Annotated in this window: 13 protein-coding genes; 10 read left to right on the top strand and 3 right to left on the bottom strand. The window is 41.6% G+C overall.

Features of this window, described 5'->3' with window-relative positions; all coding sequences use genetic code 11:
* Positions 1–219: 219 nt before the first annotated feature.
* Positions 220–729 carry an RNA polymerase sigma factor gene (locus H8B17_RS12620; protein ID WP_190309587.1) on the top strand — a complete coding sequence of 170 codons (510 nt, stop codon included), beginning with the start codon at positions 220–222 and terminating at the stop codon, positions 727–729.
* Between the two features lie 36 nt (positions 730–765).
* Here H8B17_RS12620 and H8B17_RS12615 read toward each other — a convergent pair whose 3' ends face one another.
* Positions 766–1,698 (bottom strand): PfkB family carbohydrate kinase, encoded by a 933-nt coding sequence (locus tag H8B17_RS12615; protein ID WP_190309586.1) that lies wholly within the window; start codon positions 1,696–1,698, stop codon positions 766–768.
* A 79-nt stretch (positions 1,699–1,777) separates the two neighbouring features.
* On the bottom strand, positions 1,778–2,734 hold the full coding sequence (locus H8B17_RS12610) for a hypothetical protein (protein ID WP_190309585.1): 957 nt from the start codon (positions 2,732–2,734) through the stop codon (positions 1,778–1,780).
* Between the two features lie 131 nt (positions 2,735–2,865).
* Here H8B17_RS12610 and H8B17_RS12605 point away from each other — a divergent pair, with 131 nt between their 5' ends.
* The 9 genes from H8B17_RS12605 to H8B17_RS12565 are packed head-to-tail and all read left to right on the top strand — an operon-like array spanning position 2,866 to position 13,314.
* Positions 2,866–4,146 carry a hydroxymethylglutaryl-CoA reductase gene (locus H8B17_RS12605; protein WP_190309584.1) on the top strand — a complete coding sequence of 427 codons (1,281 nt, stop codon included), beginning with the start codon at positions 2,866–2,868 and terminating at the stop codon, positions 4,144–4,146.
* Between the two features lie 6 nt (positions 4,147–4,152).
* The gene (locus H8B17_RS12600) at positions 4,153–4,734 is read left to right on the top strand and encodes a CDP-alcohol phosphatidyltransferase family protein (protein WP_190309583.1); all 582 of its coding nucleotides are present in this window, start codon (positions 4,153–4,155) and stop codon (positions 4,732–4,734) included.
* A 3-nt stretch (positions 4,735–4,737) separates the two neighbouring features.
* On the top strand, positions 4,738–5,448 hold the full coding sequence (locus H8B17_RS12595; RefSeq protein ID WP_223816548.1) for a phosphatidate cytidylyltransferase: 711 nt from the start codon (positions 4,738–4,740) through the stop codon (positions 5,446–5,448).
* Positions 5,449–5,457: 9 nt separating this feature from the next.
* The gene (locus tag H8B17_RS12590) at positions 5,458–6,420 is read left to right on the top strand and encodes a UbiA family prenyltransferase (protein WP_190309582.1); all 963 of its coding nucleotides are present in this window, start codon (positions 5,458–5,460) and stop codon (positions 6,418–6,420) included.
* Positions 6,421–6,447: 27 nt separating this feature from the next.
* Positions 6,448–9,084: a PEP/pyruvate-binding domain-containing protein gene (locus H8B17_RS12585; protein ID WP_190309581.1), complete on the top strand. Its 2,637-nt coding sequence runs from the start codon at positions 6,448–6,450 to the stop codon at positions 9,082–9,084.
* Positions 9,077–10,162, top strand: coding sequence for a DUF3419 family protein (locus H8B17_RS12580; protein ID WP_190309580.1), 1,086 nt, complete (start codon positions 9,077–9,079; stop codon positions 10,160–10,162). Before H8B17_RS12585 ends, H8B17_RS12580 begins: the two co-directional genes overlap by 8 nt.
* Positions 10,162–10,842, top strand: coding sequence for a diacylglycerol/polyprenol kinase family protein (locus H8B17_RS12575; protein ID WP_190309579.1), 681 nt, complete (start codon positions 10,162–10,164; stop codon positions 10,840–10,842). Before H8B17_RS12580 ends, H8B17_RS12575 begins: the two co-directional genes overlap by 1 nt.
* Positions 10,830–11,810 (top strand): hypothetical protein, encoded by a 981-nt coding sequence (locus H8B17_RS12570; RefSeq protein WP_190309578.1) that lies wholly within the window; start codon positions 10,830–10,832, stop codon positions 11,808–11,810. Before H8B17_RS12575 ends, H8B17_RS12570 begins: the two co-directional genes overlap by 13 nt.
* On the top strand, positions 11,794–13,314 hold the full coding sequence (locus H8B17_RS12565) for an AMP-binding protein (protein WP_190309577.1): 1,521 nt from the start codon (positions 11,794–11,796) through the stop codon (positions 13,312–13,314). The genes H8B17_RS12570 and H8B17_RS12565 overlap by 17 nt, the downstream gene beginning before the upstream one ends.
* On the opposite strand, the gene H8B17_RS12560 is transcribed toward H8B17_RS12565, so the two are convergent.
* On the bottom strand, positions 13,311–15,347 hold the full coding sequence (locus tag H8B17_RS12560) for a heavy metal translocating P-type ATPase (protein WP_190309576.1): 2,037 nt from the start codon (positions 15,345–15,347) through the stop codon (positions 13,311–13,313). The two genes, H8B17_RS12565 and H8B17_RS12560, sit on opposite strands and share 4 nt — an antisense overlap.
* Positions 15,348–15,524: the final 177 nt, after the last annotated feature.

Below are 15,524 nucleotides of genomic sequence, written 5' to 3'. Positions count from 1 at the left end.
CTACTGGCTTATAAAGAGTTATTTTCGATAGACTCTCCTTATCAGCCTGATATTTAATCGAATATTCATTTAGACTTAACGAGAATCAAAAAGTTTAGCACGCCATTTGCATATTTACCACTGCAACCGTAGCTCATGCAAGTGGATACGACGTTAAATAGCTAATTGAGCAATACGTGTTCAATTTAGTATAGTGTAAACTTTTTAATCCAGTCTAATATGAACAAACTAGAATTCAACACTTTAGTCATTCAACAATCAGAATCACTAAAAGCGTACGCAAGAAATTTCACTAGGGACCAGGATGATGCCAACGATTTAGTGCAAGATACTCTTTTAAAAGCCGTTACTTATTTTAAGAATTTCAAAGAAGGCACCAATTTAAAAGGCTGGTTATACACCATCATGAAGAATACGTTCATCAACAACTACCGTAGAGTTGTCAAAACAAATTCTTTTATTACCAAAGAGGAAGAAATCACCAGTGCCAACCTGGTCGTTTCTGCGACAAAGAATGGTGGCGAAAATAAATTCGTCATGGAAGATATCAATCATGCGCTATCTAACTTATCGGAGGATTACTATGTTCCTTTCACGATGTATTTTGAGGGTTATAAATACCACGAGATATCGGATTACCTCGATATACCGATAGGTACGGTAAAAACACGTATCCACGTTGCTCGTAAAGTCATGAAAAAAACGTTAAGTACCTATAAATTTAGCTAATGAGCCAAGCTATAAAAATGCCTAAATCGGTCATTTTTATAGCTTTACTTCGTCTGTTAATTCAAATCGAGACAATGTGATAAACTGTTGAATTCGGTGACGAATATCCTCCATTGTCAGTCTTTGTAATTGTTCTGTCCCGAATTTCTCCACGCAGAAAGAAGCCAGCGCCGACCCATAAATTACTGCGTTTTTCATATTGGTAAAATTTATCGACTTTACTTTCGCTAAATAACCAATAAAACCGCCGGCAAATGTATCACCTGCCCCCGTCGGATCAAATACTTCGGCTAATGGTAATGCCGGGGCAGAAAATATCTGTCCTTCACCGAAAAGCAAAGCTCCATGTTCCCCTTTTTTAATAATTAAGTACTTAGGCCCCATTTCTAATATAATTTGGGCAGCTTTTACCAAAGAATATTCGCCAGAAAGCTGACGTGCTTCGGCATCGTTGATCGTCAAAACATCAACTTCTTTCAACACGGCTTTCAAATCTTCTAAAGCGACATCCATCCAAAAATTCATTGTATCCAAGACGATCAATTTCGGCTTATTCTGTAAACGCTCCAATGTAGCCATCTGTACTTGAGGCGTTAAATTACCCAACAACAGGTATTTACAATCCTGATAAGAATCCGGTAGTTTCGGATTAAAATCTGCCAACACATTCAATTCCGTAACCAATGTATCACGACTATTCATGTCGTTGTGATATCTACCTGACCAAAAGAATGATTTTCCGTCCTTCACTACCTCCAAACCTTCTACATCAATCCCTTTTGATTGGAGAATATTTAGATTATCATCTCCAAAGTCTTCTCCGATTACAGAAACCAATTTTACCTTATTATATAGATAGGAGGCGGCCAAACCTGCAAATGTAGCCGCGCCTCCCACAATTTTATCGGCTTTTCCGAAAGGTGTTTCAATGGCATCAAAAGCCACTGTACCGACGATTACTAAACTCATATTCAATTTTTATTAACTCTTAAAAGAGCGACACAAAGGTATAAGAATGTCCCAAAAATAACAAAAGCTATAGAAGAAACTACAACATATCTGGAAAGACGGTCATTTGGGTTTTGTAGAAATCGATTTTCTGATAGACTCGATTGAAAAACATTTTCCTATCTTTCGTTCCAGCGGTATTAAGTAATTTGGAGTTTTTCAACTGATATTGAAAGAAATCATACACCGTCTTACAGGTATTTTCGTCATAGGTTATATAATATCCCAACATGGTGTATGGCACGAAAAGGGATTTTTTTTGTTGATCTGAAATCAGCACGTTGTTGTTCAAGATAAGTAAATCATGATAATATAAACGATATTGATCATTTTTGTCCGTACATTTCTGTTCTAGCCCAAACACCAATTCTTTAAGGCATTCACAAAGTGTTCTACCGTGTTCAGCAGACAACAAGCCGGAATGAAAGAAGTAAATGATCTGCTGTAATGTACTGTTAATCGTGGTATCGTTCCATATCTCGTTTGTCTGTACCGAGGCATAAAACGTCGTTAATTTTTGACTGTGATCGATGATAGGTGCTTTGGTACAAAAGGCATCAAAAGATATGTTCATATCTTCGAGATTCAGTAAATAAAGCCATACATAGAGTTTGAATTTCGATAATAAATCCGTCTTTACCGTATAAAACAAAGGAATGTCTTTTGCCGAGTAATATAACGAAGTATTCCTATCTGCGGCATGAACGTTTAAATATTTAAACGAACTTTCCAGATATCGGCTTAAATCTTCAAAACTTCGGACATCTTTTGTTTTCTTGACCAATACGCTGTCACTTCCTTGGAAAAGCTTATCCATTGAAATACTATAATGATTAGCTAGCTGCACGCCTTCTTCAATTGAGAATTTACTTTTCATCGAAATACGTCTGTGGGCTGCATCATAGCTAATGTCCAATACGCCTGCAAGCTCCTCGATGAGAGATTTATTTTGGTCTATTTTCTTTCTTATGGTATTGATAAGGATTTCTTGGTACATTTTTTTGCGATAATCACAAATATAAAACAAAAGAATATTTTTTACCACAAATGATTACGTGAAAATCACAATACATTTGTGATGTAGATATTTGTTGAAAAAACCCAAAATAAATTATAAACAAAAAAATCATGGCGTCATCACTAGAAAAAGCAAGCACCGCACTGCATATTATCAATACCGTGCAGAAGATAGAACAAATTATTGGAAATATTAGGAATCGTCAAGTTTCCACACCTAGCGAGGAAAACACCTTACCCTTCGAACCAGAGGTAAGCGCAGATGGCGTTCGGCAACGAAAGACCTTTTTAGAAAATAAAACAGCTACGCATGCTCCCCACCTCATCGATAATAAAATCTTTGAAGATCTCGCAGTTTTGAACGGTAATATCGAAAATTATATCGGCATGACCCGTGTTCCGACAGGCGTTATCGGTCCGTTAAATATTATCGGTTCATCTGCCCAAGGCGACTTTTATGTACCATTGGCTACGAGTGAGGGCGCTTTAGTCGCTTCGTACCATCGAGGTGCAAAGGCCTGTTCCATAGCAGGCGGCATTACCTCTATCTGTCTGTTAGAGGGCGTACAACGTAGCCCGGTTTTCAAATTCGAGAATATAGCCGATCTGGGACTCTTTGTAGCTTGGCTCCTTCCACAAGTTGACAAGTTGAAAGAAATCGTCGGACAGACCAGTCGATTTGCCAAATTGATGGATATCAAAATCCAAATCGAAGGCAATCATCTCATCGTAACCTTGGAATATCATACAGGTGATGCGGCAGGACAAAATATGGTGACGATCTGTACGGATGCCATTTGCCAATATATCGTAGAACAATGTCCAACCAAACCCACGTTGTGGTTTATTGAAGGTAACTATTCGGGCGACAAGAAAGCAACGGCTTTGTCCTTCACCAATGTCCGCGGAAAAAAAGTGACAGCCGAGATTATGTTATCGGAGGAAATTGTCAATAAGGTTCTCAAAACCACACCAGAACTAATGGCCGAATATTGGCGTTCCTCTACTATAGGCATTATACAGAGTGGCGCAATTGGCGCACAGGGGCATTATGCTAATGGATTAGCAGCTTTATTCTTAGCTACCGGCCAAGATGTTGCTTGTGTGGCAGAAGCCGCTACCGGCATTACCAGGATGGAGCTAAATAAAGACGGGTCTTTATATGCTAGTGTAACGTTACCTAATTTGGTAGTAGGCACGGTAGGCGGCGGAACCCATCTGCCTACACAACGGGAATGCTTAGAGATGATGGATTGTTATGGTGCGGGTAAAGCCCGGAAATTTGCCGAAATATGTGGAGCACTTGTTCTCGCAGGCGAACTTTCGATTGCCGCAGCTTTATCTGCCGGACATTTCACGCAGGCACACAAGAAATTTGGACGAAAAAAATAGACCGCCATGACAACCAACAAGGAAAATATCTGGAATGTGCCGAATGCACTGTCTGCTTACCGCATCTTAGCGTTACCATTTATTATATACACTATTGTTAGCGGAGATAAAAATTTGTTCATCACCCTCCTATCCATTAATCTGATTACGGATATTTTGGATGGTCTGATTGCCCGCGCTTTCAAACTGCAGACCGAGCTGGGCGCAAGATTGGATTCCTTAGCGGATATCGGGACCTATATCATGGCTTTTGTCGGTATGATTGTACTGGAACGAGATTTCGTGGAAGAATATCGGTTTGAATTTATACTGTTGATAGGATTATGGTTCCTTCCACAATTGTTGGCTTTATTTCGGTTTGGACGTTTTCCCAGCTTTCATTTATGGTCAAGCAAGGCCGTCGGGTATGTTCAAGGCATATTTATATTCACCTTTTTTCTCTTTGGCTTTTGGAAACCCTATTTTTATTTTATGTTGGTCGTCAGCTGCTTATCTTATCTAGAGGAATTGCTCTTGGTTGTATCACTACCCAAGCTACGTTCCAATCTAAAGAGTGCATTCTTCCTCTTTCGACAAAAAATATCATAGATTATGTTTTGGACATTATTCTATATAATCGTCATATTTTTCACTATCGGTGGGATAGCGATATTCGTACTCAACAGGAAGAGTGATGCTGAGCAACGGAAAGCACGTTGGGTGAAGTATGTCTTCTACCTCCTTGCCGTTAGCATAACCGTTTGGTGTATCCAATATGGAATTATGCGCTATCTGGCGATTGTATTACTGATCATTGGTGCATATGAAATTGTTGGGGGTTGGCGTTCGTCAAACAAGGGAGTATTGTTTTTAGGACTATCCATCCTATCTTATATGGTCTTAGCTTTTTGTTTTTATCAATTTTCTAGTCAAGTTGCGTTAGAGCGGGTATTATACGTTTATACTGTCGTCTTTACATTTGATGGATTTGCCCAAATTACAGGTCAGCTTTTTGGAAAGAAAAAAGTGCTACCCAAAATTAGTCCGGACAAAACTATAGCAGGTGTTGTTGGCGGGTATGCCATGGGAATCGCTACGGGGTTGTTTGTCATGCAGTGGTTAAATATGTCGGGGTATGCGATAGGATTTTCGCCACTACTCATTTGTACGGCAGCATTCGTAGGCGACGCCCTTGCTTCTTGGTACAAACGTCGGTGTAATTTAAAAGATTATAGCAACCTTATCCCTGGACACGGCGGCGTATTGGATAGGTTTGACAGTTTCATTTTTGCAGGAGCCATTTTTTGGGTAGTTTATTTGTAAGATTTTAGGATGAAAACACAACAAAATGAATACAGCAATCCAGAAGAAAACAACGCTTCTTTCTTCAAGCGTTTCTGGGTATATCAACGGGAGCGTTTTCCTTTGTTGGCACACGGAATTTTGATTAGCGCCTTTAGTTTTTCGGCAATAGCCTATTCCAGAATTTCTAGAGGTGTGGAGGGTTTTATCTCCTGGCAACATTTTTTGGTCGGCGTGTTTACCACGGTTACACTTTTTTTACTGGTTAGGATATTTGACGAGTTCAAGGATGCCAAAGAAGATGCGATGTACCGTAAAGAATTACCTGTTCCACGTGGGTTAATTTCCCTTCAAGAACTGCGATTAGTGGGTATCGTACTGTTCTTAGCGCAAATCGCCATCAATCTTATTTTCTTTCCCAAAATGCTAATTATTTATGGCATTGTAATTTTTTACCTCTGTTTGATGGGCAAAGAGTTTTTTGTAGCAGATTGGCTGAAAAAGCGTCCCTTTTGGTACGTGACTTCGCACATGCTGATTATTCCACTGATTGATATCTACGCCAGTGGGCTGGATTGGTTGTTGGCAGGTGTTGATGCGCCAAAAGGACTGCTGTTCTTTTTTGCGGTTTCTTTTATGAACGGCATCGTGCTCGAAATTGGTCGGAAAATAAGAAATCCATCCGATGAAAAAGTTGGCGTAGAAACCTATTCGTATATACTTGGTGCTAAAAAAGCGACAGGATTATGGCTATTTATTTTGTTCGTTACGTGGCTGTTAAGTATAGCTGCATCGTATTATGCCGGATACGGTATACTTGCTTATATCATTTTAACCGCTATATTTATATGGAGTTGTATTCCAGCCGTTCTGTTTATGAACAACAGGTCAAGTAAGCGTGCAAAAATGATTGAATTAACTTCGGCAGGATGGACAATTGCGATGTATCTCAGCTTGGGCGGTGTACCCATGTTGGAACGCTTGTTTGGATAACAACCTGCATTCAGAAAGAAGAAACAAATGATTTTTATTCAAGGTAATCAATATCAATATATAGAGCATCCGGCGATAGGCGGTAAAGCTAAAAATCTACTGAAATTAGGTCAGTTAGGTCTGCATGTTCCGAAATGGGCCGTAATGCCGGCTGATTTTCTTGCAGAGGTTTTTAAGGACGTGTCTTCCATCGAGCGCACGACAGATGTATTGCATGCTATCGACCGATATGTCTTCCCGCCTGTCGTACAAGCAGAATTAAATACACAGTTCGCGGAGGTTACCTATTTGGCGGTACGCTCTTCTGCGTTGGACGAAGATGGACGACAACACTCTTTTGCCGGACAGTTTGAAAGCTATCTGTACGTCAAAAAAGAGCAGGTATTGGAGCGCATAAAGGATGTCTGGCGCTCCGTTTTTTCGGAACGTGTGCATGCTTACCGACAGGCAAATCGTCTCGGTCCAAGTCTGGGCATAGGCGTTATCGTACAGGAAATGATTGAGGCTGATGCCGCGGGAGTCGCTTTGGGTATGAATCCCGTAAATGGACACCGGAAAGAGAAACTCATATCGGCTGTATTTGGTGTGGGCGAGGGTTTGGTCTCCGGAGAATTGGAAGCAGATAACTATATCATTGCAAATGGACGTCTCGACCGACAAACCGTTCGCAAAAAACAGCAAATGATACTAAATCCAGATGGCATTGGCGGAGTGGTATTATCGGATGTACCAAGAATTAACCAGAATGACCAAGCGATTTCAGATGGTGTTATTTGGCAACTGGATCGACTATTGAACAAGTTGAGAAAAGCATTCGGATTGTATCAGGATGTTGAATTTGCGGTGAAGGACGACAACCTGTATATCTTACAGACGCGGCCGATAACCGGACTTTCCAAATTGCCCGATCCAACCAGCGAATACATCGTATGGGACAACAGTAATATTGTGGAATCATACCCCGGTGTAACCACACCGTTGACCTTTTCTTTTATCAGCCAATCGTACGAAACCGCCTACAAAATATTTGTATCGATATTGGGTGTAGATGAGCAGACAATCCATCGCCATCAACGTGTATTTGCGAATATGCTCGGGTTCATCAACGGTCGGGTATATTACAATTTACGCTCCTGGTATCATTTATTGGCCATGTTACCGGGATACAGTCTAAATGCGCGTTTCATGGAGCAAATGATGGGCGTTAAGGAGAGTTTCGATGTTCCCGAAAGTTATCTATTGTCAAAAGGACAGGCATGGAGACGTATTTTGAAAATGATCGTAAAAATGTACGGACATTTCAGAACCTTGCCTAAACAGCGGATAGCATTTAAAAATTTGTTGGATCGCACGATCGACAAATACAAAAGAATAGATTTTCAATCGAAGGACGCCAGCGAACTGATGAATTTATACCTGCATTTCGAACGGACACTTCTCCATCAGTGGAAAGCGCCGCTACTCAATGATTTTTTTGCAATGATATGGTTTGGTTTACTCAAAAAACGTTGTGAAGAATATACGAAAGAAAACCATCCGAATATTCATAACGATCTTTTATGCGGTAGTGCTGACATTATCTCCACACAACCAATCCACCTCAGTGTCGAGATCGCGACCTATATTTCAGATACACCCTATTTGAAACAAGTGTTCCTCCGCGAAACACCTGAGGATATCTGGCAGTTTTTGCTATACGACCATCTCCCCGAAAGCAAGAAAACAAAACAGATGATTGAACAATACATCACCGATTTTGGGGAGCGATGTGTTGGGGAGTTAAAGTTGGAAACCATTTCCTATACGCAAGATCCATCACGATTTGTGCAGGTGCTGAAATCGTACGTCGAGTCGGGAATCACAACAGCTAAAACTTCAAATCAAATCGAGGAAAAGCTCCGTACAGATGCAGAAGCTGTTATGAAAAAGGCGCTGCGCCATAAGCCGCTCAAAAAATGGATTTTTAAGAAAACATTGAAGCGCACCCGCAATTTGGTGAGTGCACGCGAAAACCTACGCTATGAACGAACCAGAGGTTTTGGGATTGTACGGGAGATTTTCACCTATATCGGCAAGCGGTTCTACGAGGAAGATATACTGGAATTTGATCGTGATATCTTCTTTTTGAGCAAAGAAGAAATTTTTGCCTATATCGAAGGACGGAGCTTAACGACCGACCTCAAATCACTCGTTGCCGTGCGCAAGGAAGAGCATGAGCGCTTTCAGCAGATGCCTATGCCGTCCGAACGCATTGGTACCTACGGCGTTGTATACCAAAGTAACGATTTTTACAGCAAAAGCAAGATAGAGATAACCGAAAGCGACCTAAAAGGAATTGGTTGCTGTCCGGGACAGGTCAAAGCGAGAGCCCGTGTCGTACATCATCCAAACGAAATCAACTCCCTGGATGGCGATATTTTGGTGACAACCAGTACCGACCCCGGATGGGTAACGCTTTTTCCCAGCGCGGGAGCCATCATTGTGGAACGTGGCAGCCTACTGAGTCATTCGGCGATCGTTTCCCGGGAAATGGGGATTCCCTGTATTGTCAGTGTAACAGGTCTATTGTCCCGTGTTAAAACAGGTGATTGGCTCGAGATGGATGGAAGTACAGGTGAAATCAAGATTTTGGACGAAGCACAAGAACGTCACCAGCATGGGTAATCTGGATAAAAGAGTTGATTTTAGCATTATCCGCTACGCCAATTGTTGGGAAGACCCGGAAATACTGCTCCAAGGGTTAGCACCTAAAAATGGTTCGAAAATTTTATCTATCGCTTCCGCTGGTGACAACAGTTTTTCCTTACTTACCGCTGATCCCGAACTGGTTGTCGCGGTAGACGTAAATCTGACGCAACTGTATCTCGTAGAATTGAAGAAAGCTGCTATCCGTTCTTTGGATTATGACGATATACTTGTCTTTCTAGGTTTTCAGGAGGGGGCAGACAGACTGAAACTATTCCAACAGTTAAAACAGGAATTAACCGCTGACGTACGTCAATATTGGGAACGACATACCGATACAATAACCCGAGGCATTATACATCAAGGGAAATTCGAGCGGTATTTTCAGCTGTTTGCCAAAAGCGTATTGCCTTTCATCCACAGTAAAGGACGGGTGGAGCAATTATTGGCACCAAAGGACGAATTGGAACAAGTCCAGTTTTACCACAAAAAATGGAATAGCTGGCGTTGGCGTTTATTCTTCAATATCTTTTTTAGCCGTTTGGTCATGGGGAAATGGGGGCGTGATCCGCAGTTCCTAAAAGAAGTAGGGATAGACGTTTCTTCTTACATTTTCAAGAAAGCTGAAAAACAGCTGAAAAAAGCCAGTGCCCAACAAAATCCGATATTACGTTATAACCTAACAGGGAATTTCGGCGAACTATTGCCCCATTATCTGCAACCGAAATCTTACCATAAAATAAAGGGCAATTTGGACAGCTTGGTTATCCGTCAAGGATTTGCCGAGCAGGTAGCCCAGGATTACGGACAATTTAATAGCATGAATTTATCCAATATCTTCGAATACATGGATAAAAAGCTCTTTACGGAAACGGCGGAAAAACTGATAAATCTGTTAGCAGATGGTGGCAGAATAGGCTATTGGAATCTGATGGTGCCACGCCGTATCTCCGGTATTTTTCCGTCCGAAGTACGCTATCTGAGCAAATTGTCCCAACAGCTGACAGCGGATGACAACGGCTTCTTTTACAATCAATTTATCGTGGAAGAAAAGTAATGGAAACGAACTTAAAAAATACACTTATCCTCGCAGGATGTTATCTCCTACTCTTTGCACTCGGAGAGTTCTTGTATCACGTTCTTAAAGTAAAAGTCGAGTTGACAAGAAAGTTTGTGCATCTTGGCACTGGACTGCTGGCCTTACTTTTTCCTGTACTACTGGACAACCATTGGTGGGTACTGTTATTGTGTGCTTCATTTGCGGTCATACTAATCTGTTCGCTACGCTTCAATCTGCTAAAATCTATCAACGCAATCGACCGCAAATCAGTAGGTAGCTTAGCCTATCCTGTAGCCGTTTATGGTTGCTATCTTTCGTACAGCCATCAAGGACATCAATACATCTATTATTATCTTCCCATCATGATACTCGCTATCAGTGACCCTTTGGCGGCATTGTGTGGCAAAAAATGGCCGTGGGGTTCTTATCGAATAGCTGGAGCTACGAAAACCGCAACAGGATCCCTAGCCTTCTTTATCAGTGCGTTTTTGATTGCTGTCATCAGTTGGCGATACCTGTATTTATCTGACATGAATACGAGTAAAATGTTCGCTTTCGCGTTTATAGCATTATTGTCTACTATTGCCGAAGCTGTTAGCCGTGACGGCTACGATAACGTTTCGATTCCGTTTACAGTCATAGCGAGTATGTTATTGACACAATCATGGATAATCTAATGATCACCGAAATCTATACCAAAGAACAATCCGACACATTTGCCCAAATAAATGTATCGCAGGGGAATGAACGTATGCCCACGGATCATTACTATGCAGGCATCGCGGTAAAACAGCAAGGTGTTTATCTCGCAAAAGCCGTTTTGTACATCAATAAGGGTATTTCATATAAAGATAGAAATGTTGGGCTGGTAGGTGCTTACGAGGCACAGGAAAACGAGGAGGCGGTAAGTCAACTGTTTCAGACCATCGAAAAACAAGCTAAAGAACAGGGCGTAGATTTCCTCATCGGTCCAATGAACGGTTCAACCTGGGAAAACTACCGCTTTCATAATCATCCCGAAAAACCCTTGTTCTTTATGGAGATGAAACACGAACCTTACTATGCCAAACAGTGGAAATCAATAGGCTTCGAGCCGATAGCACATTATTATTCGGCCATAGCCGCCGTTGCTCCACGCCGAAATGAAAAAATTGACAAGTTAAAAAGCAGGTTGCTTCGTGATGGGGTTATCATTCGGGGATTAGATAGGGACAATTACGTGGCTGATTTAAAAAAGCTACACCCGTTTTTACACGACTCTTTTAAACAGAACTTTCTGTACAGCCCGATCAGCGAATCGTCTTTTTTAGAAAAATACCTACCGTTGCAATCTGTATTGAAACCCGAGTTTGTCCAAATTGCGGAACACGAGGGCGAAATCGTCGGCGTTCTGCTGGGCACAGATGATCTTTTAAACCGAGCTGGCAAAACCTTAATCATCAAAACACTTGCCCGCAGTCCCAAACGACTATATCGGGGTCTAGGATTAGTATTAGTTGATGAATTTTATCAAAAAGCCGTAACGAAAGAATATCAGCAGATTATTTATGCTTTGATGATTGACGAAGGAGACGCAACTCCCCTATCCGATCAGTACAATGGACATCTATTAAAAACCTACACGCTCTATGGAAAATCCATTTAACATCGCTGATCTGTTTATACATAACGCCGAAAGGTATCCTGACAAAACCGCTATCTGGGATAAAAACGGTGATAAAATTACTTTTTCAGAACTCGCACCGCATGTTCGGCTAACGGCAAATTACTTCAAACGAAAAGGAATCCGAAAAGGTGATCGGGTTTTACTGTTTGTACCGATGGGCATTGACCTATACCGAAATGTGCTGGCGCTGTTCTATCTGGGAGCAACCGTCGTTTTTGTCGATCAATGGAGCAAGATAGATCGTCTGGATACCTGTTGTCAAATCGCGGATTGCAAAGCATTTGTCGGTAGTTGGAAAGCTCATATGCTGCGTTTCTTTTCTAAAGGCATCCGGCAGATTCCGATCAAGTTAGGATTGTCTTATTCTGGAAAGGAAAATGACCAAATGTGTCAGACACTGTTGAAAGATGCGGCACTTATTACCTTTACGACAGGCAGTACCGGAACGCCAAAAGCAGCATTACGGACACATGGTTTTTTATACGAACAGTTTAAAGCGCTGGAGGAGGAGATCCAAGCTAAGCCATCGGACGTAGACATGTCCGTGTTGCCTATTGTTTTGCTTATCAATCTTGCCGTGGGATCGACTTCGGTGATTGCTGATTTCAACCCATCAAAACCTACGAAAATCCAGCCTCGAAGAATAATAAAACAGCTTTTAAATTATCAGGTTACTAGACTGGTGGCTTCCCCGTATTTTATCAAGCGTATTGCCGAACACATTTACGAACATAAAATTTCATTGCCGGAACTGAACGATATCTTTACCGGTGGCGCACCTGTATTTTTAAAAGAAGCGAAACTATACAACAAAGCATTCCCGACTAAAAATGTTCGAATTCTCTACGGCTCTACGGAAGCCGAGCCTATTAGCTCTATTGCCGTTGAGGAACTGGCATCCGAAACCTCTACATTCAACTTAAAACGAGGTATACCGGTCGGTGCAATCTTTCATAAAACACAGGTAAAGATTATTCCGATTACAGATAAACCGCTTTTCGATATTTCTTTGGAAGCATTTGAACGTATGCAACAGCCGGAGGGTGTATGGGGTGAAATTGTTGTTTCCGGTCCTCACGTGCTCACACAATATTATGAAAATGAACAAGCGCTTCGGGCAAATAAAATCTTGATTGATGGTATCTATTGGCACCGAACGGGCGACAGCGGTTATATCCGGGATGGACGCCTCTTTCTCACAGGAAGGTGCAATACGCTCATCCCCCAAGGAGAAGATTGGCTCTCAACTTTTGTTTTTGAAAACTACGTGCAGTCCATCGACGGCGTTGAAATAGGAACGATTCTTTCTGACGGCACCGATATAAGTGCATTTATTGAACTAACAGCGGAAACGCAATCCATAAAGGAGCAGGTACTAGCAGAACTTCAACAACTGCCTTTCTCGATAACAACCGTAAAATTCCAGCAGCTACCAAGAGATCCTCGCCATCATGCTAAGATCGAGTACAGCAAGCTAACCTAAAATGTCATCCGCTGTATCCTTATAGCATTCAAGATGGCCAACAACGCTACGCCCACATCGGCAAAAACAGCTTCCCACATGGTAGCTAATCCTCCCGCCCCAAGAATAAGCACAATGGCTTTGACACCAAAAGCTAGTCCAATATTTTGCCACACGATTTTCTTCGTTTGCTGGCCTATATGAATTGCCATGGGAATCTTGCTCGGTTTATCATCTTGGATCACCACGTCTGCCGTTTCGATCGTAGCATCGCTTCCCAGTCCACCCATCGCTATTCCGACATCACTCAATGCCACGACAGGCGCATCATTCACGCCATCGCCGACAAAAGCAACACTTTCACCTTTGGCTTTGATCTCTTTTATCTTATTTACTTTATCTTCCGGCAATAGATCTCCAAATGCATTCGGAATGTCCAAAGTTTTGGCCACATGGTCTACAACGGTGTGCTTATCACCACTCAACATGGTTGACTTTACACCGAGAGATTTCAACTTATCAATCGTCAATTGAGCATCCGCTTTGATATTGTCTGCAATCGTCATATACCCCACAAATTTACGATCGTAGGCAACGGCAATCGTCGTATAGACAATACGGTCGAGATCTAAATTATATTCGATCCCAAATTTATCCATCAGTTTGAAATTACCTACCAACAGCTCTTTTCCATGAATGGTAGCTTTCAGTCCATGGCCTGCAATTTCTTCTGTATGGACAAGCTCGATGGAATGATCTACGTCTCCGACATAATGATGAATTGCCGTGGCAACGGGATGTGTACTCTGACTTTCCAGAACATTAACCATTTGAAGCATTTCATCTTTATCAAATTCCGCACTAAAATTAACCTCTTGTACGTCAAAAACGCCTTCCGTCATTGTTCCGGTCTTATCCATGACCACATTTTGGATACGGGCAAGCGTATCTAAAAAATTACTCCCTTTTATCAGAATACCATTTCTACTAGCTGCTCCGATACCGCCAAAATAACCCAACGGTATCGAAATAACTAAAGCGCAAGGGCAGGAAATAACGAGGAATACCAATGCCCGGTACAACCAATCGGTAAAGATGTAGTCCGCAACAAATAATGCAGGCAAAAACGTAATTCCGATGGCAAGGAACACCACGATAGGCGTATAGATTTTAGCAAACTTTCGTATAAATAATTCCGTCGGTGCTTTCTGGGAGGATGCATTTTGTACCAAAGCCAATATCTTACTCAATTTGCTATCGGTGTAAGCTGTTGTTACCTTTATTTGTGATACGGTATGGAGATTGATCATACCTGCCAAAACCGTTTCGCCTTTATTTTTCGTATCGGGTCTACTTTCTCCGGTTAATGCTGATGTATTGAACGATGCCGAGTCTGATAATAATTCACCATCCAAGCCGAGTTTTTCTCCCGGCTTCAGCTGTATGATCGCTCCAATGTCTACGGCTTCCGCCTTTACGGTTTGTGGTTCATTGTTTCTTAAAATGGTTACTTCATCAGGCCTTTGATCAAGCAGGGATTTAATGTTTGATTTTGCCCTCGAGACAGCCATCGTCTGAAATACTTCACCAACGCTATAAAACAACATAACAGCGACACCTTCCGGATATTCGCCAATGGCAAATGCACCGATCGTGGCAATACCCATGAGAAAAAACTCTGAAAATACATCGCCCTTACCCATACTCTCCACGGCTTCTTTGAGCACGGGCAGACCAACAGGAATATAAGCAACCACATACCAGATGCCCCTTACCCAACCTGTAAACCAGATTTGTGGGAACCAATGATCCATGGCAATCCCTGCAAGCAACAACACGATGGAAATAACAGCAGGCATAAACATCTTGAAAATGCTGCCGTCTATGTTGGAATGTTCGTGTCCATGATCATGTTCTTCGTGACGGTGCTTTTTTGTACCACAACAATCATCTTCTTCTATAAAGTTTGCTGCGCCTGCTTTGGCATATATTTTTTCTTCTGCTGTACAACAAAGTTGCTTGCCTTCCGCATCGTATGTATGTTTATGTGCCATTTTATCCTTTACGCTATCTATCTGAAACGTCAATATAACAACTTCACGTAAAGTTCCATAAAATAACGCTGTAAATCAAATATCCTTCCTATCATAACTTCTCTTTCTTAACACGTTAACTTTTGTTAAAAGGCAAAAAAGAACCAAAGATTATTATATCTTTAGTACGAAAAGAAA

The organism is Sphingobacterium arenae, from assembly GCF_014692505.1.
GTDB classification, from domain to species: Bacteria; Bacteroidota; Bacteroidia; order Sphingobacteriales; family Sphingobacteriaceae; genus Sphingobacterium; species Sphingobacterium arenae.
Note: the sequence above shows the minus strand (reverse complement) of the source record. Positions and strands in the feature narration are given on the sequence as shown.